Annotated in this window: 23 protein-coding genes; 13 read left to right on the top strand and 10 right to left on the bottom strand. The window is 43.5% G+C overall.

The window, feature by feature from the left end; all coding sequences use genetic code 11:
• Window positions 1-19 precede the first annotated feature (19 nt).
• Window positions 20-1,783, bottom strand: a complete 1,764-nt coding sequence (locus TY16_RS17420) for an alpha-glycosidase (protein WP_043933092.1) — start codon at window positions 1,781-1,783, stop codon at window positions 20-22.
• 188 nt (window positions 1,784-1,971) lie between these two features.
• On the opposite strand from TY16_RS17420, the gene TY16_RS17415 reads away from it, so the two are divergent.
• The 7 genes from TY16_RS17415 to TY16_RS17385 all read left to right on the top strand — a co-directional run bounded on the left by TY16_RS17415 (window position 1,972) and on the right by TY16_RS17385 (window position 12,988).
• Entirely contained in the window at window positions 1,972-3,510 is a 1,539-nt protein-coding gene (locus tag TY16_RS17415) for an alpha-amylase family glycosyl hydrolase (RefSeq protein WP_043933091.1), read from the top strand.
• 426 nt (window positions 3,511-3,936) lie between these two features.
• A complete protein-coding gene (locus tag TY16_RS17410; protein ID WP_043933090.1) occupies window positions 3,937-5,211 on the top strand; it encodes a sugar ABC transporter substrate-binding protein in 1,275 nt (424 codons plus the stop codon).
• A 467-nt stretch (window positions 5,212-5,678) separates the two neighbouring features.
• Window positions 5,679-6,959, top strand: a complete 1,281-nt coding sequence (locus tag TY16_RS17405; RefSeq protein ID WP_043933089.1) for a carbohydrate ABC transporter permease — start codon at window positions 5,679-5,681, stop codon at window positions 6,957-6,959.
• 2 nt (window positions 6,960-6,961) lie between these two features.
• Window positions 6,962-7,804, top strand: a complete 843-nt coding sequence (locus tag TY16_RS17400; RefSeq protein WP_043933088.1) for a sugar ABC transporter permease — start codon at window positions 6,962-6,964, stop codon at window positions 7,802-7,804.
• A 159-nt stretch (window positions 7,805-7,963) separates the two neighbouring features.
• A complete protein-coding gene (locus tag TY16_RS17395) occupies window positions 7,964-9,496 on the top strand; it encodes an alpha-amylase family glycosyl hydrolase (RefSeq protein ID WP_043933087.1) in 1,533 nt (510 codons plus the stop codon).
• A gap of 17 nt (window positions 9,497-9,513) precedes the next feature.
• Entirely contained in the window at window positions 9,514-11,871 is a 2,358-nt protein-coding gene (locus TY16_RS17390) for a glycoside hydrolase family 31 protein (RefSeq protein WP_043933086.1), read from the top strand.
• A 70-nt stretch (window positions 11,872-11,941) separates the two neighbouring features.
• The gene (locus TY16_RS17385) at window positions 11,942-12,988 is read left to right on the top strand and encodes a LacI family DNA-binding transcriptional regulator (RefSeq protein ID WP_043933085.1); all 1,047 of its coding nucleotides are present in this window, start codon (window positions 11,942-11,944) and stop codon (window positions 12,986-12,988) included.
• Window positions 12,989-13,030: 42 nt separating this feature from the next.
• On the opposite strand, the gene TY16_RS17380 is transcribed toward TY16_RS17385, so the two are convergent.
• Window positions 13,031-13,897 (bottom strand): SDR family oxidoreductase, encoded by an 867-nt coding sequence (locus tag TY16_RS17380; RefSeq protein WP_043933084.1) that lies wholly within the window; start codon window positions 13,895-13,897, stop codon window positions 13,031-13,033.
• 461 nt (window positions 13,898-14,358) lie between these two features.
• Window positions 14,359-14,850 carry a YajQ family cyclic di-GMP-binding protein gene (locus tag TY16_RS17375; RefSeq protein ID WP_043933083.1) on the bottom strand — a complete coding sequence of 164 codons (492 nt, stop codon included), beginning with the start codon at window positions 14,848-14,850 and terminating at the stop codon, window positions 14,359-14,361.
• Window positions 14,851-15,002: 152 nt separating this feature from the next.
• On the opposite strand from TY16_RS17375, the gene TY16_RS17370 reads away from it, so the two are divergent.
• The gene (locus TY16_RS17370) at window positions 15,003-15,866 is read left to right on the top strand and encodes a CvfB family protein (RefSeq protein WP_043934817.1); all 864 of its coding nucleotides are present in this window, start codon (window positions 15,003-15,005) and stop codon (window positions 15,864-15,866) included.
• Window positions 15,867-16,421: 555 nt separating this feature from the next.
• Here TY16_RS17370 and TY16_RS25820 read toward each other — a convergent pair.
• Both TY16_RS25820 and TY16_RS17365 read right to left on the bottom strand, forming a co-directional pair.
• Window positions 16,422-16,553, bottom strand: coding sequence for a DUF3941 domain-containing protein (locus TY16_RS25820; RefSeq protein ID WP_077247798.1), 132 nt, complete (start codon window positions 16,551-16,553; stop codon window positions 16,422-16,424).
• Between the two features lie 81 nt (window positions 16,554-16,634).
• On the bottom strand, window positions 16,635-17,498 hold the full coding sequence (locus TY16_RS17365; RefSeq protein ID WP_043933082.1) for a DegV family protein: 864 nt from the start codon (window positions 17,496-17,498) through the stop codon (window positions 16,635-16,637).
• Window positions 17,499-17,628: 130 nt separating this feature from the next.
• Here TY16_RS17365 and TY16_RS17360 point away from each other — a divergent pair, with 130 nt between their 5' ends.
• Together TY16_RS17360 and TY16_RS25335 are read left to right on the top strand one after the other, a co-directional pair.
• Window positions 17,629-18,471, top strand: coding sequence for a YitT family protein (locus tag TY16_RS17360; protein ID WP_043933081.1), 843 nt, complete (start codon window positions 17,629-17,631; stop codon window positions 18,469-18,471).
• Window positions 18,472-18,538: 67 nt separating this feature from the next.
• Complete coding sequence (locus tag TY16_RS25335; RefSeq protein WP_052342779.1) at window positions 18,539-19,348, top strand: BsuPI-related putative proteinase inhibitor; 810 nt, start codon at window positions 18,539-18,541, stop codon at window positions 19,346-19,348.
• Between the two features lie 160 nt (window positions 19,349-19,508).
• Here TY16_RS25335 and TY16_RS17345 read toward each other — a convergent pair whose 3' ends face one another.
• From TY16_RS17345 to TY16_RS17340, 4 genes are all read right to left on the bottom strand, one after another.
• Entirely contained in the window at window positions 19,509-19,694 is a 186-nt protein-coding gene (locus TY16_RS17345; RefSeq protein WP_043933080.1) for a DUF3813 domain-containing protein, read from the bottom strand.
• Window positions 19,695-19,697: 3 nt separating this feature from the next.
• Window positions 19,698-19,844, bottom strand: coding sequence for a hypothetical protein (locus tag TY16_RS26650; RefSeq protein WP_197028416.1), 147 nt, complete (start codon window positions 19,842-19,844; stop codon window positions 19,698-19,700).
• 212 nt (window positions 19,845-20,056) lie between these two features.
• Window positions 20,057-20,182 carry a hypothetical protein gene (locus tag TY16_RS27135; protein ID WP_269320307.1) on the bottom strand — a complete coding sequence of 42 codons (126 nt, stop codon included), beginning with the start codon at window positions 20,180-20,182 and terminating at the stop codon, window positions 20,057-20,059.
• Between the two features lie 173 nt (window positions 20,183-20,355).
• Window positions 20,356-21,180 (bottom strand): Cof-type HAD-IIB family hydrolase, encoded by an 825-nt coding sequence (locus TY16_RS17340; protein WP_043933079.1) that lies wholly within the window; start codon window positions 21,178-21,180, stop codon window positions 20,356-20,358.
• Window positions 21,181-21,379: 199 nt separating this feature from the next.
• Here TY16_RS17340 and yjfP point away from each other — a divergent pair, with 199 nt between their 5' ends.
• Genes yjfP through TY16_RS17325 form a run of 3 tightly spaced genes read left to right on the top strand, consistent with a single transcriptional unit; the run spans window position 21,380 to window position 22,906 of the window.
• Window positions 21,380-22,189: an esterase gene (gene yjfP, locus TY16_RS17335; protein WP_043933078.1), complete on the top strand. Its 810-nt coding sequence runs from the start codon at window positions 21,380-21,382 to the stop codon at window positions 22,187-22,189.
• A 44-nt stretch (window positions 22,190-22,233) separates the two neighbouring features.
• On the top strand, window positions 22,234-22,542 hold the full coding sequence (locus TY16_RS17330; RefSeq protein WP_043933077.1) for a metal-sulfur cluster assembly factor: 309 nt from the start codon (window positions 22,234-22,236) through the stop codon (window positions 22,540-22,542).
• Between the two features lie 25 nt (window positions 22,543-22,567).
• Entirely contained in the window at window positions 22,568-22,906 is a 339-nt protein-coding gene (locus TY16_RS17325; protein WP_043933076.1) for a DsrE family protein, read from the top strand.
• A 270-nt stretch (window positions 22,907-23,176) separates the two neighbouring features.
• Here TY16_RS17325 and TY16_RS17320 read toward each other — a convergent pair whose 3' ends face one another.
• Complete coding sequence (locus TY16_RS17320; RefSeq protein ID WP_043933075.1) at window positions 23,177-23,938, bottom strand: hypothetical protein; 762 nt, start codon at window positions 23,936-23,938, stop codon at window positions 23,177-23,179.
• Between the last annotated feature and the right edge of the window lie 116 nt (window positions 23,939-24,054).

Raw genomic sequence — 24,054 nt, 5'->3', positions numbered from 1 at the left:
TACTGATGGAGGGTTCAATTTATGAAAATTTAATAATCGTAAATCCCATGCTGTCCAGTTCAAGCTGGCTGCTGCCATTTTCTTTAGGTGCAACTTCTTTTTCTGTCCACAAATCTACAGCGTTCCTGCCAGCAAATTCTTCAGGAAGCGAGTATGTGGCAGGCTTGTCCGTTGCATTCAGTACCACAAGGATAGTTGCTTGATCGTCAGAGCGTTTGTAGGCAAGGCACTGATCATCAGCATCTGCAGAAATGAAATGAAGTGTGCCCCCATTTGCTAGCAACGGTTCTTTCTTCCTAAGCGCAATCAGCTTTCGGACATGCTCAGAAAGCTCAGTGTTTTGGTTATCTTCATCCCACTCCATGCATTTCCGGCAGCCTGGGTCCTGTTCGCCATCCATCCCGATTTCATCACCATAATAAATGCAAGGGGTGCCATTGAAGGTTAAGAGAATAGTAAAAATCTGCTTTACTTTCTCCATATCCCCGCCGCATTCCGTAAGGATCCTTGGTGTATCATGGCTGCCGATCAGGTTGAACGCAACTGCATTGACATTCTCAGGATACATATGAAGCACTGAAGTCATAGCTTCCACGAATTGTTTTGGAGTAATCGCTTCTTTTGCAAAAAGGTCGAGAACGTTCATTGTAAAAGGATAATTCATGACAGCGTCGAATTGGCCGCCGCGCAGCCACGGCATTGAATCATGCCAGATTTCTCCAAGTACATACAAGTCCGGTTGGATTTTTTTAACTTCCTTGTTGAACAGCTTCCAAAATTCCGGGCTGACTTCATTAGCGACATCGAGCCTCCAGCCGTCGATATCAAACTCTTCAATCCAGTAACGGCCCACTTTTAATAAATAATCGGAAACCTCAGGGTTCTCGGTATTCAACTTTGGCATTTCCGCTACAAAGCCAAATGTATCATAATTAGGGAGGGGCTCGGTTTTTACCGGGAACTCCCACAGGTGGAACCAATCCTTATATTTTGATTTCTCGCCTTTTTCAAGAACATCCTGGAATTGTGGGAAGTAGAAGCCGCTGTGGTTGAAAACGGCATCAAGCATAACCTTAATTCCATTTTCGTGGCATATCCGTACAAGCTCCTTCAACGTTTCCTTTGTCCCGAAAGCAGGGTCAATTTCCAAATAATCAATCGTGTCATATTTGTGGTTTGAGAACGCTTTAAAAATCGGCGTAAAATAAACCCCGGTAATTCCAAGTTCCTTCAAATAGCCGATATGGTCAATGACTCCCTGAAGGTCTCCGCCAAAGAAATTATCTCGCTCGGGCTCTGCGCTGCCCCAAGCTAGTGCACCTTCCGGATCGTTATCAGGATCACCATTGGCAAAACGTTCAGGAAAGATTTGATACCAAACCGTATCCTTCACCCATTCAGGTGCCTGGAATAAAGCGGATGGATGCATATATGGGATTGCAAAAAGGAATCCGATATCCGACGGAACATCCTCAGCAAAACCGCGTTCCCCATATAGGATTGTTTCGTCCCCACTTTGGATTTTAAAACCATACCGTACTCTTCGAAGCGGAGGCTTTACAGATATAAACCAATAATCATATAAGGCATCAGTTCCCGTTTTCTCCATTTCAGTTTCTTCAAAAATCCACGTTTTCCCCTCAAACCCATAGGGGTCACCGTGAACGAGTGTAACTGAATCAACATCCTTTTTTTTTGTTCTCAAGCGTAGATGCAATTCGTCTTCCTTCGACAGGTAAGCATAATTATCAAGCGGTCGGTGGTAAATAGCTTCTCTAAACAAGCGGGTTGCTCCCTTCAATTAAACTATATACTTATTACCAATAGATTCAGGGTACTAAACGGCTTTAGAAAAATCAATTTTAAGCGAAAGTGACAAAGGTTCATAGTATGGTAAAATACTATGGGAGAATAAGATGGATTTTAATACATAGTGGCAGTTCAACTGCCTGAAAATAAGGGGATGGGCACATGAAAGGCAAATTGGCGGCATTCTTCCTGATACCGTTTCTGCTTATATGGGCATTGCCGGTACAGGGATTCGAAAGAGAAGCAAGGCTTTGGCAGGACGAAATGGTATATTCGATCATGATAGACCGCTTTAACAATAGCAGCAAGGATACCGCTGGCATAAATGCAAAAGATCCCCTCGCTTATAACGGAGGCGACTTCCAGGGAATAATTGATCGTCTTGGCTACATAAAGGATATGGGATTCACAGCCATTATGCTCTCGCCGATTTTTGAAAATGTGGAAAATGGCTACCACGGTTACTGGGTGGACGATTATTTTAAAACGGAAGAGCATTTCGGTTCTGTAAAAAAGTTTAAAGAGCTTGTCAGTGAGGCACATAGCCTCGATATGAAAGTAATAATTGATTTTCCGGCAAACAATGTTGGCAAAAACAGCAAGCTTGTTCAGGAAAAAGGGCAAGACTGGTTTCATGCTGAACAAGAGGCGGGAAGCGATGGCAACCGGCAACAGCAGTTGAATGGCTGGCAGGATGGCCTTCCTGACCTGGCCCATGAAAATCCAGATGTTCAAGATTACTTGATTGATGCTGGAAAGTGGTGGATTTCCGAAACGGATATTGATGGTTACAGGTTAAGTGATGCTGATAAAGTACCTGCGGATTTCTGGAGCGAGTTTTCAAAAGCGGTAAAGACTGAAAAGGAGAATGTCTACCTGATTGCCGATTTTGGTACATCGGACTCTGAACTTCTTAAAGAATACAGAAATGCTGGTTTTAATGGATACTATGACTATACTTCCTTTGATGAAATTAGGAAGGCATTCTCACAGCCTGATGGGGACCTAGGCGGTATTTTTACAAAATGGGAACAGGCTCAAGTTAACAGCGATAATCCTTATGAGACTGGGACCTTCATGGATCATCAGGATACAGTCAGGTTTACAAGGGAAATCATTTCAAATAATATCTTCCCGGGCACTCCCTGGAAGCAGGCACTCACGTATATGTATACAACACCGGGCATTCCGATTGTCTACTATGGAAGTGAAATCGCCCTTGATGGGGGAGAGGCACCGGACAATCGAAAGCTGATGAATTTTCGATCCGACAAAGAATTGATAGACCACATCGGTAAATTGAGTGATTTGCGGCAAATGCTGCCTTCGCTTACTAGAGGGACAATGGAAAAGCTGTATGAGCAGGATGGTATCGCTGTTTTCAAAAGGGTATTTGATGATGAAACAACGATCATTGCAATAAATAACTCGAGTAAAACCAGGGAAATAAAGCTCGCACCCGAACAGGTTGAAAGTGAAGGAATGGAGCTAAGAGGCTTGCTGAAGGGCGATGAGTCAGAAGGAAGCGACGAAGGCTATACGCTTATTCTTGACCGTGAGGAAAGTGAAGTATATGTCCTGTCTGAAAAGCAAGGACTGAATTTGGCCTTGATGGGTTCTGTTGCACTTGTTTGGATAGGATTTGCGGTGTTTTTAATTATCCTTGCCAAACGCAGCAGGAAGAAAACTAATCAGGAATAAGGCAATACAGCAAGGTGGGGGCGATCCAGGAGGGTCGCCCTTTATTTATATCACTCAGTAATACAGCATCGCTTTCGTTAGTATAATAGATAAATTGTATTCAAGATTTAAGACTTTTGTGCAATCGCGTGCCTAACAATACTTGATTCATTTATGAGCTGGGAAACCTCTTAATTTATATTGAATTGGCAAAAAAGTTCTTGTTAGTAGTGAGTTTATACTATTACAAAATTAGAATGAGTATTCTAACTAAAGTAAAAAGCTAACATTTTTTAAAAAAATTAGTTGTCAAATTGTCCAAATGCTCTATAATTAAAATTAAGTTGTGCAATCGTTTTCACTAAATGTAACCGTTTTAATTCTATCCCTGAGAAAATGGTTGGACAATCTATTAAAACATAGGAAGAAATTCCAGGAGGGGTTCAAATGAAAAAAGCTTTATCCATGCTTTTAATGGTCGTTCTTGTGCTCGGCGCCCTAGCAGCTTGCGGACCTAAAGAAACAACCGGAGGCACAGACACTGGCAAGAAGAAGGAAGAAGCATCTGAAAAGCCTGAAAAGCTAGTTGTTTGGGAAGATAAAGACAAATCCGGCTGGCTTAAAAAGGTAGCTGCAGATTTCGAAGCAAAAGAAGGCGTTAAGATTGAATTCAAAGAAGTAGAGATGGCAACTAAAATGCGTGACCAGCTTCGCCTTGACGGCCCTGCTGGAACTGGCCCAGACATCGTGACTCTTCCGCATGACCAAATCGGCCAGGTAGCTACTGAAGGCCTCATTGCTCCACTTGAAGTTAGTGATGCTGTAAAGGGAACTTTCTCTGAATCATCCATTGCTGCCCAAACATATGATGGCAAGCTGTATGGACTGCCAAAATCAGCTGAAACACCAGTTCTTATTTACAATAAAGCTCTTATGACTGAAGTTCCTGCGACAATGGAAGATCTTTATGAATTTGCAAAGGCAAACACTAAAGGCAGCAAATATGGTTTCCTAGCTACTTGGGATAACTACTACTTTGCACATGCAGTAATCGGCGGCAACGGCGGTTATGTATTCAAAGACAATGGCGGCACGCTTGATCCTAAGGATGTAGGCCTTGCTAACGAAGGCGCAATCAAAGGTGCTGAATATATCTCTAAATGGTATTCTGAAAAGCTGTTCCCGGCAGGTATCGTTGGTGAGTCCGGCGGTTCTGCATTGGATGGATTGTTCCAGGATGGCAATGCTTATGCGGTTATGAGCGGACCATGGTCATTCGGCCCTTATAAGGATGCAGGCATCGATATCGGTATTGCTCCACTGCCAAAGTTTGCTGATGGCACTCCTATGACAACTTTCATGGGTGTTAAAGGCTGGCATGTATCTTCACACTCCAAAAACAAAGAGTATGCAACTAAATTCCTTGAGTTCATCACGAACGATGAAAATGCAAAATACCGTTTTGAACAAACTGCTGAAGTTCCAACAAACGTAGCGCTTGTTGAAGATGAAGCAATTAAGAACGACCCGGGTGCACAAGCTGTTGCCCTTCAAACACAAGTTGCTATCCCAATGCCAAATATTCCGGAAATGGGAGAAGTTTGGAAGCCAATGGCTGACGCACTTCAAACAATCGCAACTGGCAAGAGTAAGCCAGACGCTGCAATGAAGTCTGCAGTTGACCAAATCAACAAAAACATTGAGGCTAATCACTCTAAGTAATGTTTTTAGCAGAATAGCGGTATCCCCTTGCAAGGGGATACTGCTATCTTTTTAAGAAAATAGCAATACCAGAATATTCCTTAGATGCTTGTTGAGAAAGAGAAGTAAATTCTTTTTCTGAGCAAGCCTCTGAACTTGAAAACAGTTTGGACGCCCCGGGATGCCTAGCCGGCAGAAAAAACACCAGAAGGCCACTTCGGCAGAGCATGAGTCTTTACTACGAAGATTCAAGTCTAGTAAGCAGTTAGTTTTTAGAGAGAGGCTGTTTTAAAGGAGATTGTTGATATTAACAATGTTGATTGGAGCGTAAGGTGCGAAGACTCCCGCGGGAGAAAAGGTCAGTGGGAGACCCCACAGGCGCCTGCGCCGAGGAGGCTCCCAGGCCGCCCGCGGAAAGCGAAGCACCTGGAGCGCAAATCAACCCCCTTGTTTAACACAGCCTAGAGAAAAAGAAAGGGGAATAGAGGATGTCTGATTCCTATTCAACCAAGCACCGCAAAACCGCACTACTATTATCAATTATTCCGGGGTTAGGCCAGTTTTACAATAAACAGGCCCTTAAGGGAAGTGCTTTCCTTATCCTGGCAGTGTCATTCTTTATTGTATTCGGAAATTTACTGAATTACGGTTTTTGGGGGATTTTCACTCTCGGCGAAATTCCATTTGAACATCATTCGATTTTTTATATGGTATATGGCATCCTTGCCATTATTGTTACCGTTTTCGGGCTAGCCTTTTATATCTTCAACCTGAATGATGCCTATAAAATAGGAAGAAGACGGGATCAAAATGAACCGATCAGCACAATCAGGGAGCAATACAAAAATCTGATTGACAATGGTTTCCCATACCTGATTATGTCACCGGGATTTATGCTGTTAGTGTTCGTGGTTATTTTCCCGATTATTTTTGTCGTGCTGCTTGCATTCACAAACTATGACCTTTATCACTCGCCTCCTGCAAAGCTAGTCGATTGGGTAGGATTTAAAAACTTTTTTGATATTTTCAAAGTTGATATTTGGAGACAGACATTCTTCTCCGTATTTGGCTGGACGATTGTATGGACATTCATTGCCACGACCTTCCAGGTTGCATTGGGAATTTTCCTGGCAATCCTGATTAATCAAAAGGACTTGAAAGGCAAAGCAATCATTCGTACTGTGTTCATCTTGCCTTGGGCGGTACCTGCTTTCGTTTCTATCCTGGTTTTCGCGGGTATGTTCAATGAATCATTCGGTACAATCAACATTCATATTCTAGCATTCTTTGGAATTGAAAATGTTCCTTGGATGACTGAGCCATTCTTCACAAGGCTCGCATTAATTCTGATCCAAACATGGCTGGGCTTCCCGTTCATCTTTGCAATGACAACTGGGGTACTCCAGGCAATCCCGAACGAACTGTACGAGGCGGCAACTGTTGACGGGGCATCCATTTGGCAGAAGTTTAGGAACATCACACTTCCGCTTGTATTGTTTGCGACCGCGCCTATTTTGATTACGCAATACACGTTTAATTTCAATAACTTTAATATCATTTATCTGTTCAATGGCGGAGGCCCTGCAATCACAGGCCAAAATGCCGGTGGTACCGATATTTTGATTTCTTGGATTTACCGCCTGACAATGACATCAGCGCAGTATTCAAAAGCGGCAGCCATTACACTTCTGTTATCTCTCATCGTTATTACAGTAGCCGTGTGGCAGTTTAAGAAAACGAAGTCATTCCAGGAAGAGGATATGATGTAGCTATGAATATGAAAAAACAAAAAATAATCCGTTTGTCCCTAACGTATTTAGTCGTTGCAATCATGTTTGTAATTATTTTGTACCCGCTCGCCTGGATTGTCGGTTCATCCTTCAATCCCGGCCAGAGTCTTTCAGGATCATCGATTATCCCTAAAAACGCAACCACGGCCCACTATCGCGAGCTATTCGATCTTAGTCAAAGCAATTACTTGCACTGGTACTGGAATTCATTGAAGGTCAGTGTGATGACAATGGTGCTAACTGTTGTCCTTGTCAGCTTTACTGCCTATTCGTTCTCCCGCTACCGGTTTGTTGGAAGGAAGAACAGCTTAATGACTTTCCTTGTCCTGCAGATGATTCCGAATTTTGCAGCGCTGATAGCTATCTTCATCCTGGCACAGCTGACTGGGCTTTTAGATACACATCTTGGACTTGTACTTGTATATGCCGGTGGACAGATTCCAATGAATACGTGGTTAATGAAGGGTTATCTTGACACCATTCCGAAAGAGCTGGATGAATCAGCGAAAATTGACGGTGCGGGACATATGAGAATATTCGCCCAGATTGTCATGCCGCTGGCAACTCCAATTATTGCAGTTGTTGCTCTTTTCGCTTTTATTGCCCCATTCGGTGACTTTATCATCGCGAGTATCCTGCTTAGGACTGAAACAAAATATACCCTTGCTGTTGGGCTTTACGACATGGTAGCCAAGCAATTTGGCGCAGAGTTTACAACATTTGCAGCCGGGGCTGTACTAATTGCGGTACCGATCGCGATATTGTTCCTGTCCTTCCAGCGTTTCTTCGTATCCGGCCTGACAGCAGGCGGAACAAAAGGGTAATAAGGCCAGCCGAGTTGGGCTGCCAGACACCTTTAATGGAAAGGGAAGGGGGGAAGCCTCCTTCCCTTTTTTAAAGCTGATTGAATTAAATGACAAGGAATTTTTACAGAACCATATAAGCATTCTTCATACAAGTTGCGCAAAAAGAGGAGAAACACTATGGGGAAAAGTGCAGCAATTCTGCTACTGGCAATCTGTTTTGCCCTTGGTGCATTACCGGTTCAAGCTGCCCAAAAGATTGACAGGCAGTGGCAGGACGAGACTATTTACTTCCTAATGGTTGACAGGTTCAGCAACGGTGATGCCAATAATGATTTTAATGCAAATCTTGATGACCCAAAGGCTTATCATGGCGGTGACTTCAAAGGAATAATCGACAAGCTTGACTATATAAAGAATATGGGTTTCACAGCCATCTGGCTGACACCAGTTTTTGATAATGAAGAAGGTGGCTACCATGGCTATTGGATTAATGACTTTTACAAAACCGATGAACATTTCGGAACGATTAGTGAGTTTAAGAAGCTGGTAGAGGAAGCGCATAAGCGTGATATCAAAATCATTCTTGGTTTTGTTGTCAACCATGTCGGCCCAAGCCATCCATGGCAAAACGACCCGGATAAAGCAGACTGGTTCCATGACAAGAAACCTATTGTTAATTGGGAAAGCCAGGAGGAGCTTGAGAATAATTGGCTGTATGATCTTCCGGATTTTAATCAAGATAACCCGGCTGTTAAAAACTACTTGCTTGATGCAGCCAAATGGTGGATTACCGAAACTGGGATCGACGGCTACCGCCTTGATACGGTCCGCCATGTACCCGTCAGCTTCTGGGAAGAGTTTTCAAAAGAAGTAAAGGCGCAGAAAGAGGATTTCTATCTAATTGGCGAGGTATGGACGGATGATCCGAATTATATCGCCCAATATGATAAGGCTGGGATTGATGGGTTCGTTGATTTCCCGCTTCACGAGCAGCTTCGGGAGGCATTTGCCAAACCGGATCAGACGCTGGACTGGCTTTTTTCAACAGCCGCTAGAAACAAAGTATTGTATGAAGACCGATTTCTAATGGGAACTTTCATTGATAATCATGACATGGTCCGTTTTACACGAGAAGCATTGCTGGCAAAGGAAGACCCGGTTTCCCGATGGAAGCTGGCGCTTACCTATATGTATACAGCACCTGGAATCCCGATCATCTACTACGGCAGCGAAATAGCCTTAGATGGGACGAATGATCCGGACAACCGCAGGCAAATGGATTTCACTGTTGAAAATGGACTGATTGACTATATTACCAGGCTCGGGGAACTCAGGAAAGAACGTATTTCACTTACAAGAGGAAGCCTGGAAAAGTTACACGAGAAAGACGGCATGGCAATTTTTAAAAGACAATACAATGACGAAACAACTATTATAGCAATCAATAATACATCCAGTGAACAAACTGTCAAAATTCCTATTGAAAAGCTTGGTGAAACCAAATCCCTCCAAGGATTACTCGACAACCAATCTATTTCTTCCGATAGCGATGGATACAGCATCTCGGTTGGTAGTGGAGGAACTGGAATGTATTCATTGGAAGAGGAGAGCTTTAATAGCACGCCTTATCTAATCGGTTTTGCAGCCATTTTAGGTACTGGTATGGCATTACTTTTTATCAAAAGTAGAAAAAAACAAGAGAATGTTTAAGTTTGGGAGTGGTGTTAATGCTGGATACAAGTTTTGCAATACAGCCAGGTAAGAAAATGGCCGAACTAGCTGTTAAGAACATCGATATCGGTAAGGTAGTCGAGCACACAGTATTGAAGCATGGGCTTGATTTGAAGGCTGAAAATGGGTTTGTGAAAATTAAATTTTATAATGAACAAATTGTACGAATCATTGCCAACTTTTCCGATAAAGCGTTAGAGGATACAAGTCCGGCCGTAACTTTCCAGGGCAAAGAAACAAACGTGACCTGCAACGAGGATGATGAGCGTTTTAACTTATCTACTCCAGAATTGAAAATTATCATAGAAAAGTCGCCGCTGAGGATTAAGGTTGAGGACTCGAATGGCGTAGTGCTTGCCGAGGAAACGCCAGGGGGAATGTTTACTTCTTATAATAAGGAAGTTAAATGTGTGAAAAGGCTTAATGAAGATGCGCAGTTTTATGGATTTGGCGAAAAAACTGGCCACCTCAACAAGCGTGGTGAGAAGCTTGTTATGTGGAATAGTGATGTTTTTGCGCCACACAATCCTGAAACCAATGCACTCTATCAGTCTATTCCATTTTTTATGGTTTTAACGGGTGGCCAAGCGTTTGGTGTTTACTTTGATAATACATTCAGAACGATGTTTGATCTTGGTACCGATGGAGAAACTTATTCATTTGCTGCCGAAGGGGGACAGCTGGACTATTATATACTGTCTGGGCCAACTCCTAAAGAAGTCATGGAACAGTATACGAAATTGACTGGGCGGATGCCGCTTCCGCCGAAATGGGCAATTGGCTATCACCAATCCCGGTATAGCTATGAATCCGAGCAGGAAGTAAGAAGGCTTGTTGAGCTATTTAAGGAAAAAGGCATTCCGCTTGATGCTATTTATCTGGATATACATTATATGAATGAGTACAGAGTTTTCACAACGGACAAGGAGCGATTCCCAGACTTGAAAAAACTCGCTGATGATTTGCGGGCAGATGGCATCCAGCTTGTCCCGATTGTTGACCCAGGGGTAAAAAAGGATCCTGACTATGGGGTGTATGCTGAAGGGGTACGGATGGATCAGTTCTGCAAATACATTGAAGGTGACATTTACTTCGGCGATGTTTGGCCAGGAACAAGCGCATTCCCCGATTTTACGGATAAAAAGGTTCGTGACTGGTGGGGAGAGCTGCATCATTTCTATACTGAAAAAGGAATCGAAGGCATATGGAACGACATGAATGAGCCGGCCGTCTTTAATGAGACGAAAACAATGGACCTGAATGTCATCCATAAGAACGATGGAATTCCAAAAACACATAAAGAACTTCATAATGTGTATGGATTAAGGATGGCGGAAGCTACTTATAATGGAATGAAAAACCTGCTTAAGGGGAAGCGCACCTTCATTCTGACGAGAGCTGGCTTTGCCGGAATCCAGCGCTATGCCGCGGTTTGGACCGGGGATAACCGCAGTTTTTGGGAGCATCTGCAAATGTCTCTGCCTATGGTCATGAATCTAGGCTTGTCTGGTGTCCCGCTGGCCGGACCGGATGTTGGCGGGTTTGCCCATGATTCAAATGGAGAACTGCTGACACGATGGATGCAGGTTGGCGCTTTTACTCCTTACTTTAGGAATCATTCTGTTCTTGGATCGGTCAGGCAGGAGCCATGGTCATTCGGAGAAAAATATGAAGAGATCATTAAGAGCTATATCCGCCTTCGCTATGAGTGGATGCCCCAGCTTTACACCTTGTTTTCGGAGGCAAGCGCGACGGGAGTACCTGTCATGAGGCCGTTGCTGATGGAATATCCGGACGACCCGCAAACCTGGAATATTTCTGACCAGTTTATGCTTGGAAACAACGTCATTATTTCACCAGTCGTGCAGCCGGGAGCCGTTTGCAGGGCTGTGTACCTGCCAGAAGGAGAATGGGTGGATTTTTGGACTGACCAACCTGTTCAAGGCGGGAAACATCATCTTGTAAGCGCCGGGATTGAAACACTTCCGATTTTTATAAAAAAAGGAACGGCTCTCGCTCTTACGGATGCAAAGCTATCCGCAGCCCTTCCTGATCAGCGGCTTATTATCCATCTTTATTATAAGGAAGGTTCTTCTAGTGAATTGGAAGTTTACGATGATGATGGCAGTACATTCAGTTATGAAGAAGGCTGCTATATAAAACGCAGGTTTGCCTTTGAGCAGAGGAATAATATTGTTTCGGTGTCTTTTACCGATGAGGGAAGCTTCAAACCTGTCTGGGATGAGATCGAATTGGTTATCCATGGCATTGAAGGTGAAGTTACGGTGAACTTGGACGGCCAGATAAAAAAATCCTTTGAAGAAACGGCAAAAACGATAGCATTTCGTTTATAATTATTGAAAAATAGTATTGTCAGCAAATAGTATATTTTTAGATATTTTCTTTTGGAAAGGGGTGAGTAAGATGGCCGTTACAATTAAAGATGTAGCCAAAATGGCAAATGTGGCCCCTTCAACCGTTTCGAGGGTAATTGCCAACAATCCAAGAATTAGTGAGAAGACAAAGCAAAAAGTAAAAGAAGCTATGGAGAAGCTTGGCTACCATCCAAACTTTATCGCAAGGAGCCTGGCTAGCCAATCAACCCAGGCAATAGGTGTAATCATGCCATCCGCTGATGTTGGTTTTCAGAACCCATTTTTCCCTGTCGTCCTTCAAGGGATTAGCGAAGGGGCAAGGGCAAAAAATTATGCGCTTCAGATGACCACTGGAGGAACGGATGAAGAAATCCTCGATGCGGTAATTCATATGGTACAGGGAAAGCGTGTCGATGGTGTCGTCCTTCTATATTCGAAGGTGAAGGACAAAGTCATCAATTATCTAAGGGAACGTGATTTTCCGTTTGTGGTTGTCGGCAAGCCATATAAAGACGTTGGACAGATCACCCATGTAGACAATGACAATGTCCAGGCAGCTAAACAGGCAACAGAATTCCTGATTGAACTCGGCCACCAGAAAATAGCGTTTATTGGAGGCAGCCAAGATCTCGTTGTCACGATTGACCGCTTGAATGGATACAAGCTTGCTCTTGAGGAATTCGGCATTAAGTTAAGGAAGGAATTTGTTACCCATGAAGAATTTCTCCGGGAAGGCGGCATGGAGGCAGTCCGTGAACTAATGGAACACACTGACCAGCCAACGGCCATGCTTGTTGCCGATGATTTCATGGCACTGGGTGTTCTCAATATGCTGGATGAGCTAGGTGTTCGGGTTCCTGAGGATATATCGGTCGTCAGCTTCAACAATGTCCTTTTGGCAGAAATGGCCCGGCCACCGCTTACTTCAGTCGATATCAATATCTTCGAACTCGGATTCCAGGCGTCCAGAAGCTTGATTCAAATGATCAAAAAGCCAGAAGAACCGACGAAGCGGATTATTATCAAGCATCATCTGGTCGAAAGAAGCTCCTCGGCTGGCCCGAGCGGGGAAAGAATTATTTTATCAAAAATATAAACAAGCCGCTCCTTGTGGGGCGGCTTGTTTGTGAATTAGTGGTTATCCGTTTAAGACCTTTCCTCCGTTAATATGGATGACTTGTCCGCTAATATAGGAAGAATCATCGGAAGCAAGGAATACATAGGCTGGTGCAAGCTCAAATGGCTGTCCTGCACGGCCCATTGGCGTATCAGACCCGAACTTGGCAACTTTTTCTGCATCGAATGTTGCCGGGATAAGCGGCGTCCAAATCGGACCTGGCGCAACACCATTCACACGGATTCCATCTTTGGAAACAGAATTGGATAGTGCGCGGGTAAAGGAAACAATCGCGCCCTTTGTGGATGAATAATCAATAAGTGTTGGATTTCCTTCATAAGCCGTCACAGAAGCAGTATTAATAATGGACGCTCCTTTTTTCAAGTGTGGCAGAGCTGCCTTAGTTAAATAAAACATTGAAAAAATATTGGTACGGAATGTCTTTTCAAGCTGCTCCGATGAAATGTCGATCAAGCTGTCCTGCGGATGCTGTTCCGCAGCATTGTTCACTAAGACATCAAGCTTGCCGAACGTCTCAATTGTTTTCTCAACGGCGACCTTACAAAAGGACTCATTGCCAACATCACCAGGGATAAGCAGGCACTTTCTTCCTTCATCCTCAATCTGGCGCCGTGTATCATCGGCATCTGATGTTTCATCGAGATAAACAATCGCTACATCCGCGCCTTCCTTGGCAAAATAAATCGCCGCTGATTTACCAATACCGCTATCGCCGCCGGTAATCAGGATAGCTTTGTCCTTCAATTTCCCGCTGCCCTTGTAGTTAGGGTCAACTGAAATCGGTTCCGGATCCATTTTTCCTTCAACCCCAGGCTGGTGTTCCTGTTCCTGTGGCGGGAACTTCTTTGGAAGTTTTTCTTCGTTCATCGTATCAGCCTCCTATAATTAGTCCTACCCCCATATTTCCTTTTTTAAGGCAAATACTAACGTGGAAAAAAACGGAAGAACCCTAATTTTAGGAGTGAGCATGTTTCCAATTGGCTTATGAAGATGGGAACAAGCGGGAAAATAGTGGGCTGCCCACCTTCATTGGGTTTATGAAGTCGGGAACAGGCGGAAAAACCAAAGCTATCCATCCTTTATCAAGAAGGGGAGGTTGAGTTAGTATTCGTGCTAAGGAATGACTGGTTTTAGAGGGTTGGACTCAAGATATTTCGGACCATTGAATAAATCGGCTATTGAAGGGAAAGTTTTGGGGGTATTTAAAGGAGTAATTGCTTTAGGGGATCTAAAAAGTGATCTTTAAGGAAAACCAAAAAAACTGCTCGCTTCCAGGTCAAAAATATAAAAACAACCGGGACATTTTATCCCGGTTGTTCACAATACATTTAGCGGTAGTTAAGGAACTGAACATCAACTGTGAGGTCTGCTTCCTTGACCGCGGCAATGATCCGTTGCAGGTCATCACGGCTTTTTGCCGTTACACGGATTTGGTCATCCTGAATTTGGCTTTTCACCTTAAGGCCGCTATTTTTAATAAGCGTATTGATTTTCTTGGCATTGTCTTTGTCGATACCCTGAACTAGCTTTGCACGCTGGCGAACTGTACCGCCAGAGGCACCCTCGATTTTTCCATAATCAAGGTTCTTGATCGGCACGCCGCGCTTGATCAGTTTGCTAATCAGAACATCTTTCAGTTGGCCCAGCTTGTATTCATCGTCAGAGACAAGCACAAGCTCTTCTTTATCCAGGGTTACCTGGCTTTTCGATCCTTTGAAGTCATAGCGCGTTGAGATTTCCTTGGCAGTTGCAGTTAAGGCGTTTTTCACTTCTTCAAAATCAACTTTGGATACAATATCAAATGAGCTATCTTTTGACATGAAATACCTCCGATACGATTTTTCTTTCCATGTTCCATTATAGTAGAATATAGAAGGTGAAACAATAGATGGCAAAAGAGAGGGATAGTGCCAAACGGAATGTGGAATATGTTCCGTACCAGGTCCCAGAAGAAATAGATGGAGGTACAATAATGGCTTTAATTGAACAGGTAGGACAAATAGTAACATTGGATGTAGCAAGGAAAGCTGCTTATGGGTTCTTTTTGACTGATGGGGAAGAGGATGTGCTGCTTCACAGCAATGAGGCTGAGTCAGAATATGAGGAAGGGGACAAAGTTGAGGTTTTTCTATATCCCGATGCTCATGGACGGGTGGTCGCGACGTCTAAAATGCCGTCGATTAAAGCAGGCGAGTATGCCTGGCTGAAGGTTGTTGATACAAAACCAGGCATTGGTGTGTTCCTGGATATCGGTATCCAGAAGGACATTTTGCTGGGCGAAGAGGATTTGCCAGCTCACAAGTCCATCTGGCCGGTAGTGGGGGATATGGTTTATGCCACAATCCGAGTGAATCGCCAGTACAGGCTATATGCGAAGCTTGCAACAGATCCAGTTATCCAGGAGATTTCAGCAAAAGCAACACGCTCTGATTTTAATAAAAATGTCCTGGGTCATATTTACAGGACCGCGAAGGTAGGAAGCTGGATTCATACGCTAGAAGGTTTCAGGGGATTCATTCATGAATCACAGCGTGCCGAAGAACCGCGTCTCGGGCAAAAAGTTGAAGGGAGGATCATTGATGTAAAAGAGGATGGTTCCGTGAATGTATCCTTGCTTGCGCGGAAACAGGAATCACTAGAAGAGGATGCGGAATCCATCTTTGATTACCTGCTGTCTCGAAATGGCGCGATGCCGTTTACCGATAAAAGCCAGCCCGAGGATATCAAGGAGCGTTTCGGGATGAGCAAAGGCGCATTCAAGCGGGCGCTTGGAAAATTAATGAAGGATGGCAAAGTGTATCAGGAAGGCGCCTGGACGTATAAAAAGGAACAATAAGTGCAATTGCAGCCGGATCCAATTCATGGGTCCGGTTTTTTTTACGGATAATTGTTGGTGAAAAAGTGCTGTATTCAGTATGGTATTAGTACAATACAGCGTGATGTTTTCAGTGTTACTATATTTTCGGAGTGGGTAACTAGTGAGTCTCTGAGTAATACTAGTGAAAAAATGCTATGTGCAGGTTAGGTGTAGTGAAAAAGTGGAGCTTTGATTAATAGTACTTTCTAGTACTACTCAGAGTATTACTAGATTTTTATACCATATGACTAGTGAGTCTCTGAGTATGACTAGTGAAAAATTGCCCACCTGCAGGTTAGATTTAGTAAAAAAGTGCAGCTTTGATGAATAGTACTTTGTAGTACTACTCAGAGTATTACTAGATTTGTATAGCGTATGACTAGTAAGTCTCTGAGTACAGCTAGTGAGAAATTGCCATGCTGAGTTGGGTTTTTGTAAAAAAGTGTAACCCTAATTAGCATTTAACTTGAAATCAACCAAGTCCGACATTCCTATAAAATAAAAAGGCCCGTATATCCGGGCCCCTTCCTTAACTTATAAATGATCGGTCTTCTTGGAATACGAATCCCTGCCGGCTTTCCGGTTCTTTTCGCGCATCATGTTTTTTTCGTGGCGGAGCGCGTTATTGTCTTTTGCTTTTTTGTCATTGTCTGATGTGTGGGGCATAGTAAAAACTCCTTTCCAGATAATACAGACTTAGTGTCTGTAGAACCGGAAAGGAGTATGCAGAACGCTTTTACAAAAAAATTAGGAACGACGAAGCTCATTCAGAAAGAAAATCGCAATAGTTCCGGGTCCTGTATGCGCGCCCACTGCCGAGCCGATGTCGGTAATATAGACTTCCCGCGGGCTATATGCGTCAACAATCATTTGCTTCATTTCAGTTGCGGTTTCAAGGTCATCGGCATGGCTGATCCCTATTACCTGCTGATTCAAATTCTGTCCGCGCTCTCCCATCACTTCAACGACACGGCGCAATAGCTTTTTCTTGCCGCGAATTTTTTCAATCGGGACAAGTTTGCCGTCCTCAACATTCAGCAGCGGTTTAATATTCAAAAGCCCTCCAAGGAATGCTGACGCTTTTGAAACACGGCCGCCCTTTGCCAAATGATCGAGGTCTTCGACTGTAAACAAGCTCTCCATATGCCTGCTTCGGAATTCTACATCGGCAAGAATTTCTTCTTTTGATGCCCCTGACGCTGCGAGTTTGGCCGCTCCAAGGACAATAAGACCATAACCAAGAGAAGCATTTTTTGTGTCCACGATAGTCAGTCTGAAATCAGGATATTTTTCTTTCACCTGTTCGAGGACCATGACTGCTGTCTGGTAAGTACCGGAGAGCTGGGATGAAAACGCTATGTATATTCCATCTTCCTTATTTTCTGCCATTTCGGTAAATGCTTTTTCGAAACCAGCAGGCGAGGCCTGGGATGTCTTTGGCATCTTGCCGTTTCGGATCGCTTCAAATACTGTTTTTGGGGAAATGGTCCGCACGTCCTCGTATTCTTCACCGTCCAGAAGGACCTTCAATGGGAAAAGGCCGACCCCATTCTCTTCATAAAAAGCCAGCGGCAAATCACATGCGCTGTCCGCAAATAGTCTTACTGCCATACTATCACCTGCTTTCAAACTTGTTCTCTTACTTCAGTTTATCGGTTTCACCTAAAAAATACAATGAAGTTTGGACATATTTAGCTGAAAACGGGAACTATACAGGTAAGTATGGAAAGGGGCTGAACGAATGAATTGGCTTCATACAAAGAAACTGTTCATTGTCATCATCGGTGCCTTACTTAATGCAATCGGCATGAATTTGTTTTTAATTCCAGCCGATGTGTATGCTTCTGGGTTTACTGGTGCCGCACAGCTGCTTTCAAGGATTCTTACCGGAATTACACCTTTTGAAATCTCAACAGGCTTATTGGTACTCATATTGAATATTCCTGTTACCATCCTTGCCTGGAAAAAGGTAGGGAGGTCCTTCACGATTTACAGCTTTATCAGTGTTGTCCTTATGTCTTTTTTCCTTGAACTCATCCCGGTAAGGCATATATCCAATGATATCCTCCTGAATGCGGTTTTCGGGGGAGTCATTGCTGCAGTTGGCATTGGCATTACGTTAAAATGGGGCGCTTCAACAGGGGGACTCGATATCATTGCGATGGTCCTCTCCAGGGTAAAGGACAAACCGGTTGGAATCTATATATTCGCTTTAAATTCAATCATCACTTTGTCGGCTGGATATTTATTTGGCTGGGAAAAAGCCTTATATACCCTTGTGAATCTTTATGCCTCCACAAGAGTGATAGATGCGATTCACACCCGGGCCCAGAAGCTGACGGCGCTAATTGTTTCGAAAAAAAGCAAGGATTTAAGCAAAGCCATTCAGGCTTTGTTGGTCCGTGGGGTTACAGAAATACCAGCCAAAGGAAGTTATACAAATGAACAGAAGCAGATTCTTATGGTCGTCATTACCCGTTATGAGCTATTCGATCTTGAACGGATTATTAAAGAAATAGATCCTAATGCTTTTACCAATATTATGCCCACCACCGCCGTACTGGGATTATTTCGGCGGGACTGATGTATTTTTTAGCCGGTAAAAAAAGAACCTATGAATGGTGTCAATTTTAAAATATGGAGGGAACATCATGAATCTGCTAATCGCTTCCTGGCTGCTTCTTTCTGCCTGGATTCCAGTTATCCAAAATCAAGAGAACCCGGAACCAGGTGTGACAGTATCAATCCAGGCCGACCCTGGGGCGGAGGCTGCACAATTCCGCATCATTCTCTTTAATCCTACCGACAGGCCAGCAAAACTTGAATTTCCAACCTCGGAGTTTTATGAAGTCGTGGTTCTCGATAAAAATGGAAGTGAAGTGTACTCCTCCTCGAAAGGAAAAGCCTTTCTCCAGGCATTCCAGTATGTAACAGTTCCTGCAGGAGGGACGAAGGAATGGAAGGATGCGTGGAATTATTCTGCGGACGGAATACGGGTTCCAGAGGGACTGTATAAAGCAGCAGTTCATATTAAAGCTGTAAAGTTCAATGGCAAGCAAGTAAATCCTGAAGGTATGAAGGCACAAACAGAAATTAAAGTTCCAGGAACCGGAGACAACCTCCGTTCAGAAGAACCGTCAGAAAACACTGTGTTTCATACTATTAATGTAACTGGTTCAAACGGCCGTTATACGGTTTCTGGCAAGGCCAGGCCACGGACAGGGGAATTCTTTTATACAGTTGAGGATGGACACAATCAGCTGATTAAAGAGATGAAAGTTGTTTCGGGGAGTAAATATCCTGAATGGGCACAATTCGAATTAACACTGAAGATACCAGCAAATCAGCTTCCCAAAAACGGAACACTCATTCTAAACTTGTATGAAAAGGATGCAGGAGGTTCAATAACAGGTGAACCTGTAGCCGTTGTCCTTCAACAATTTAAAGGTGCCAATCAATAAGAAAAGCGCTGGCTAGGCGCTCCTCATTACGCTAACGGGTAATTTCGTGCGATACAATATTGGGGAAGATTTCCTTGTGGAGCTAGACAGAAAAAGCCGGGACGGATGTCCTGGCTTTTCCTACGCTCATGTTGACGTACAGCTGCATCATGCAATCCTGTTATTCGAGGTTATCAAGCCTTGATTGCATTTCGCCAAGCTGAATCTGCTCAGCCCTGGTGGAGTTGGCATATGCAGAGCTAAGAGCGTTTTTCGCTTTGTCTATGGCTTCCTGCCTTCCTTCAGTTGGTGCAGTCAGAGCAGCTGCTGTAAAATGCCTTGCCTGTTGAAAAAGCTGATTGGCCATGTGTTATATACCTCCGTTCGAGGACTCACGGTTATCTGCCAATTTGCGTTCCTCGGCCTCGGCATACGTCATATGGTACGGGATGCGCTGGCTATGCCTCGATACTGAATCCGACCCTTGCTTTACAAAACGCCTTGATCGTCGACCCATTCGGTATCCCTCCATTTATGAGCTTACAGTTTGAAACAGACAAGCTGTTTCAATGTTAGTATGTGCTTATAGGGCACTCCCTATATAGGAAAACGATGACAGATTGTCTATTTGATTTCCGCTCCAGGCGCTTCGCTTTCCATGGGCGGCCTGGGAGCCTGTCTAGCTCCGGCTCCTAGCTCCTCGAGGTCGCTTCGGTCCTTCAGCTGAAGTCAAAGAACGACTTCTGCTTCAGGCCCTCCAGCGCTTGTCGGATCTGGGCAGTCGCCTTCGCTTTCCTTTCTCCTCGGCGCAAGCGCCTGTGGGGTCTCCCACTGACCTTTTCTCCCGTAGGACATTGAATAATCATCCTTGAAAAAAGCACCGCAGGAGAAAATGCGTTTTTTGCATTTTCGAACGAGTCTTCGCGCCTTCCGCTACAATAAATTCAGTTTAAAAAATGCAATATTATCCCCTTTAAAGCAGCAATGATAATAAAAGCCCCGCTGATTATCACGGGGCAAAAACTTCTCTAATAGATTTTTGTTTTTAAATTTAGAGCATTCTCAAGGTACACGCCTATTCCATCTTCCTGATTGGTCAGGGTAATATCCTTGGCGATAGTTTTTAGTGCATCAATTGCGTTGCCCATAGCTACACCTTTACCAGCGTACTCAATCATTTCAAGGTCATTATCTTCGTCACCAAAGGCAATGACTCGCTCTTTTGGAATTCCATAATAATCTGCAACACGCTTTACTCCGACAGCTTTATTCATCCCGGTTTTTATAATTTCAATAACATGCCATGGAGCCGCCCAGCTGCGGTGGTCAATGACCTCGGCATGTACCTCGCTTAGATGGGCACGGATTTTTTTGACATCCTCTTCCTCGCTGTGGATTAGCATCGCTGTTGGTGAATCCTCAAGCTTTTGGGCAAGGTCACCTGACGTGATTTTTGGATTTCCCCACGTGAACAGGTCAATCAGTTTTTCATCATGGTAATGGAAATATACATCATCAATAACTTCGGCAATAATATTATGGAATGTAAAGTTCCTGCATGCCTCAACAATATCTTTTGCAACCTTAATATCGAGTGGGGTATGATACGCTCCCCACGTTTGGTCGAGAGGATGATGCACGAAGGCTCCATTGAAATTGACGATTGGGGTGTCAAGACCAAGCTCATGGTAATACATCTCGCTTGAACGATACGGCCGGCCTGTTGAAATCATCACAATATGGCCTTCTTCTCTTGCTTTCGCCAGAACATTTTTCGTTTTATCGGAGACAACCTTATCATCCGTTAGCAGCGTTCCATCCAGATCAAGTGCAATCAAGTGTTTTTCAGTCATGGCATCTCCTTCTTAGTGCAAACTTTTTATATAAGGGTATTTTTTATGATTCCCGCTGTAAAAATGATAAACTAGTGGTGACATTTGTTACAGCGTCTATAAACAACATGTTACCAATAAAACAGCCAGGGTGTAAAAAAATTCACACCAAACGGATTTTAAATCCGATATAATCCAGATGTGTGGGAGGGTTTTTCGTTTGATTGGAATAAATAAGGAAGTAGTTAACAGTATTCCCGTCCTGCATGTGATTAATGAGCACCTACAAACGGAACAGCTGCCTTTTATTATTTTTGTCCATGGCTTTGGAAGTGCAAAGGAGAATAATCTCCATATTGCTTATTTGCTTGCTGAGAAAGGTTTTCGCGTTATCCTCCCAGAAGCAGTCCATCATGGAGAACGTGAAGCGGGCCTGTCCCAAAATGAGTTATCTGTTCGCTTTTGGGAAATTGTAATAAATACAATCCATGAAGTAAATGGCCTGAAGGACTATTATGTTGAAAAAGGTCTTGCCGACCCGGACCGAATTGGGCTTGCAGGGACTTCAATGGGCGGGATTGTCACACTTGGTGCACTAACCCAGTATGATTGGATTCGTGCAGCGGTAAGTTTGATGGGTTCCCCTAATTATTATGATATGGCTAACTGGCAAGTTTCCGAGCTTCAAAAGCAGGGCTACAACCTTCCCCAATCCGAAGAGGAGTTAAGGGTTCAGCTAGAGGCATTAAAGGAATATGACCTGACCCTTCAGCCGGAAAAACTGGCAGACAGACCTCTTTTATTCTGGCATGGTGAAGCCGATACGATTGTTCCTCACCGATTTGCCTGGGAGTTTTACCAAAGCTTGCAGGATAAAGGACGCCAGGGAGCTCTGAAGTTTATTTCCGAAAAATATGTTGGGCACAAGGTGACAAAGCAGGGTACATACGGCCTTGTCGATTGGTTTGACCTTCACCTTGGATCTGGAATTTTGGTGGATGAAAAGCATCTCAACAGGGTATTGGACTAAAAAAGGAATAATGCTTTTAAAAATATATGATAGGAGCGATATAAATGGATCAGGATTTAAAAGATAGTATCATGGGAGCATTGGAGCTTGTTATCGACCCTGAACTGGGCATTGATATTGTTAACTTGGGTTTGGTTTATGATGTAGAGATGGATGAGGAAGGCGTTGCAACGGTTACCATGACATTGACTGCAATGGGCTGCCCGCTCGCAGGAACAATCGTCGACCAGGTAAAGCGTGCACTGGCTGATATTCCGGAGGTTAAGGATACAGAGGTAAACATTGTGTTCAATCCGCCTTGGAGCAGAGAGATGATGTCCCGCTATGCGAAAATCGCATTAGGTATCAGGTAAATCAAACGGAAGGCGGGTCATTCTAATGAAGAACAAAGTAATCCTAGCCAGCTCCAGCCAGCTTGGCAGAGGTGATGAGCAGCTTGGTGAAAATGTCCTCGAAACATTTTTCACATTGTTAAAGCAGCGAGATGAGTTACCGAGGGCAGTATTCTGCATGAATTCTGGTGTATATTTGATGACAGATGATTCGTTCGTGTCTGTTCACCTGAAGGAGCTTGAGCAGAAGGGCGTTGAAATTCTTGCTTGTAAAACATGCGTTGAGCATTATGGACTAACCGAGGCCATCTCGGTAGGCAAGATTAGTACAATGGGTGAATTTGTCGAACTTGCCGCCAGCTATGAAGTATTGACGATTTCCTAAAAATGCAATATGTCAATTAGACAAAAAATGCTTGGGGCAAAATATGCTCCAGGCATTTTTAAAACTACCAAATTTGTACCCATTTAGCCTAAATTTAGAACGGTAATGTCTACAAGTTTAATACTCATTAGTGACCTCAATATATTGTTCATCCTACCCCTTTCCCGTAGCCCATTTCCTTCCAAAGTTTTTCCCGCCTATGATCTTTGTGCCAGTTGGGCCTAAAAATAAAAAACGTGAACCAAAAGGTAGCACGCTTTTTAAAAATTTTTATTCTTTATACAAATCTTCTATGTTGTAATGTGGTGTTCCCTTTCTCAGCAGTTCTTCATAGATATGTATTTCTTGCATTGATTCCATTGTTGAATAATCATAGGAGGGGTGTTCAGATAAAGTAATGTTCTTTCCATTTATATAATAGTTAAAGATGGTAGTGGTTCCGCGCTGTTTGGTAACCATATTGAGTTTAGGAATAATGCTGAGAATTTTTGTTTCCATTGCTTCTAGTGAAGAAGGGTCATCGACGCTCAGGCTAAAATAATAAGCAGAATTAGAATGTGCATTTTGGAGCTGAAAATTCTTAAAGTCATATACATCCTTGTAATTTTCCAATACTTTGTCTCGATTTTGCTCGTAAGCCAGTTGATTAATCGTTGCGGCTTGATGGGCATCCACTAAATCGAGAGTAGCATCGGGAATAGTACCTAGTTCATTCCTCAATTCTGAAAAGTAAAGATTTAGCAAGTGCCGGTGCAGGCTATAAAGGATTCCTTCGTTATTTACCATATGGAAAGTTTGTTCCTTGCCGTCGCTGGCTTTATAGCGGATGTCCCAACTTATGTACTCTTCATCATCTTCTAACGCCTCTGAAGCTGGCTGAAATTCCTCCTGGGTATTCTCCAATGTCCAATCCCCTAAAAAATGATCAAGCATTTGTTTGTGGGTCTTCGTGTAATCCTCGTCATACGCTGTGGTACAGCCGCTCAAAATTAATGAAAGACTGAGCAGAAAAAGTAATCCGATTTTCTTCATAAAAAAGTCCTCACTTCCGTAAAAAGCTGAAATATATCAATATGCAGGTCTTTAATAAAAATTACACAGTGCAGCGTCCAATCACGTGATGTTTATATTTAGTATATAAACATGTT

Source organism: Bacillus sp. EB01, assembly GCF_000613125.1.
GTDB lineage: Bacteria > Bacillota > Bacilli > Bacillales > Cytobacillaceae > Bacillus_D.
This window is presented reverse-complemented; position numbering and strand designations above follow the sequence as displayed.

Coding starts and splice junctions, on each gene's coding strand:
- TY16_RS17415 (WP_043933091.1), top strand. CDS start 1,972: ATGAAAGGCAAATTGGCGGCATTCTTCCTGATACCGTTTCTGCTTATA.
- TY16_RS17410 (WP_043933090.1), top strand. CDS start 3,937: ATGAAAAAAGCTTTATCCATGCTTTTAATGGTCGTTCTTGTGCTCGGC.
- TY16_RS17405 (WP_043933089.1), top strand. CDS start 5,679: ATGTCTGATTCCTATTCAACCAAGCACCGCAAAACCGCACTACTATTA.
- TY16_RS17400 (WP_043933088.1), top strand. CDS start 6,962: ATGAATATGAAAAAACAAAAAATAATCCGTTTGTCCCTAACGTATTTA.
- TY16_RS17395 (WP_043933087.1), top strand. CDS start 7,964: ATGGGGAAAAGTGCAGCAATTCTGCTACTGGCAATCTGTTTTGCCCTT.
- TY16_RS17390 (WP_043933086.1), top strand. CDS start 9,514: ATGCTGGATACAAGTTTTGCAATACAGCCAGGTAAGAAAATGGCCGAA.
- TY16_RS17385 (WP_043933085.1), top strand. CDS start 11,942: ATGGCCGTTACAATTAAAGATGTAGCCAAAATGGCAAATGTGGCCCCT.
- TY16_RS17380 (WP_043933084.1), bottom strand. CDS start 13,897: ATGAACGAAGAAAAACTTCCAAAGAAGTTCCCGCCACAGGAACAGGAA.
- TY16_RS17375 (WP_043933083.1), bottom strand. CDS start 14,850: ATGTCAAAAGATAGCTCATTTGATATTGTATCCAAAGTTGATTTTGAA.
- TY16_RS17370 (WP_043934817.1), top strand. CDS start 15,003: ATGGCTTTAATTGAACAGGTAGGACAAATAGTAACATTGGATGTAGCA.
- TY16_RS25820 (WP_077247798.1), bottom strand. CDS start 16,553: ATGCCCCACACATCAGACAATGACAAAAAAGCAAAAGACAATAACGCG.
- TY16_RS17365 (WP_043933082.1), bottom strand. CDS start 17,498: ATGGCAGTAAGACTATTTGCGGACAGCGCATGTGATTTGCCGCTGGCT.
- TY16_RS17360 (WP_043933081.1), top strand. CDS start 17,629: ATGAATTGGCTTCATACAAAGAAACTGTTCATTGTCATCATCGGTGCC.
- TY16_RS25335 (WP_052342779.1), top strand. CDS start 18,539: ATGAATCTGCTAATCGCTTCCTGGCTGCTTCTTTCTGCCTGGATTCCA.
- TY16_RS17345 (WP_043933080.1), bottom strand. CDS start 19,694: ATGGCCAATCAGCTTTTTCAACAGGCAAGGCATTTTACAGCAGCTGCT.
- TY16_RS26650 (WP_197028416.1), bottom strand. CDS start 19,844: ATGGGTCGACGATCAAGGCGTTTTGTAAAGCAAGGGTCGGATTCAGTA.
- TY16_RS27135 (WP_269320307.1), bottom strand. CDS start 20,182: ATGTCCTACGGGAGAAAAGGTCAGTGGGAGACCCCACAGGCGCTTGCG.
- TY16_RS17340 (WP_043933079.1), bottom strand. CDS start 21,180: ATGACTGAAAAACACTTGATTGCACTTGATCTGGATGGAACGCTGCTA.
- TY16_RS17330 (WP_043933077.1), top strand. CDS start 22,234: ATGGATCAGGATTTAAAAGATAGTATCATGGGAGCATTGGAGCTTGTT.
- TY16_RS17325 (WP_043933076.1), top strand. CDS start 22,568: ATGAAGAACAAAGTAATCCTAGCCAGCTCCAGCCAGCTTGGCAGAGGT.
- TY16_RS17320 (WP_043933075.1), bottom strand. CDS start 23,938: ATGAAGAAAATCGGATTACTTTTTCTGCTCAGTCTTTCATTAATTTTG.